This window comes from Bacteroides sp. L008, from assembly GCF_040812255.1.
Taxonomy (GTDB): domain Bacteria; phylum Bacteroidota; class Bacteroidia; order Bacteroidales; family Bacteroidaceae; genus Bacteroides; species Bacteroides vicugnae.
Window position 1 is genome coordinate 1 of record NZ_JBFNXO010000005.1, and the last position, 1,075, is coordinate 1,075.

Sequence of the window (1,075 nt, forward strand, 5' to 3'; positions counted from 1 at the left end):
ACTGGTTCAAAAGCAATCCCTAATGATCCAAATTCTATTGGATTGCCTTATGGAGCTTTTGCTGATTGTACTAACCTAGAAAATGTAACATTAATGCCCAACATTAAGCATCTTGAAGGAGCTGTCTTTGCCGGATGTATATCTCTCAAACACATGACGATACCCAGTTCAATAGAAGTAATAAATAATAATCTGTTTTATAATTGTACATCACTAAAAACAGTTAATATCCCGTCAGGCTTAACCATTACTAAATTTCCTTCAGATATATTCAATAATTGTGTGTCCCTAACATCATTGATAGTAATTCTTGAAAAAATCACATCCATTGGTATGAGGGCATTCATGAATTGCCGTTCATTGGCTGGTGTAAAGATGTTGGGAACTATTCCACCTACACTTGATTATGCTGTATTTGAAGGTGCAACTTTTCCGATATACGTCCCCCAAGAAGCTGTTAATACATATAAATCAGCTTCCGGGTGGACCTCTGTATCTTCTAGGATTGTAGGATACTAATTTTCTACCAATTATATAATATGAAAACATCAAATGGTCAATATTCAATAATTCTGGATGCTAAAGAAGTCCAACCAGATGCAGACTTATATGCATCAACTGCTCCTCCTGGGACATATATTGGGAATGTCGTATCATTAAATACGCCATATCCAAGTGTCGGAGGGGTAGTTCCCTTCATTTTTACACCTTTTAATGAATGGCAATTCATAAAGGCAGCCTGTCCAATTGATGTTACAGTGTTTGGTATTTCTATTAATGATGTCAGTGAAGAACAACCCTTAAACAATCCAGCAGGGAATTCCTCTGGCATATATGTGGATGGAAGTTCTACCGTTAATAAAGATGTGCAGCCGTCAAAAATAGAATTATTTATTTTTTCAATTGTGTTTGGTATTGTTACATGTTTGAGAGATATGCATCCTGCAAACACGACACCTTCAAGATGTTTAATATTGGGCATCAATGTTATACTTTCTAGGTTTACACAGTTTTGGAAGGTTCCATAAGACAGGCCAATTACAGTGTAACCAGTATATACAATTTCTGAATTAAC

General features: G+C 35.7%; 2 protein-coding genes. One reads left to right on the plus strand and one right to left on the minus strand.

The features are described from left to right. On the plus strand, positions 1-519 hold a 519-nt coding region (locus AB3G73_RS24155; protein WP_367745751.1), incomplete at its 5' end, for a leucine-rich repeat domain-containing protein. 37 nt (positions 520-556) lie between these two features. Here the strand turns inward: AB3G73_RS24155 and AB3G73_RS24160 are convergent. After that, a partial coding sequence (locus AB3G73_RS24160) for a leucine-rich repeat domain-containing protein (protein WP_367745752.1) occupies positions 557-1,075 on the minus strand: 519 nt, incomplete at its 5' end.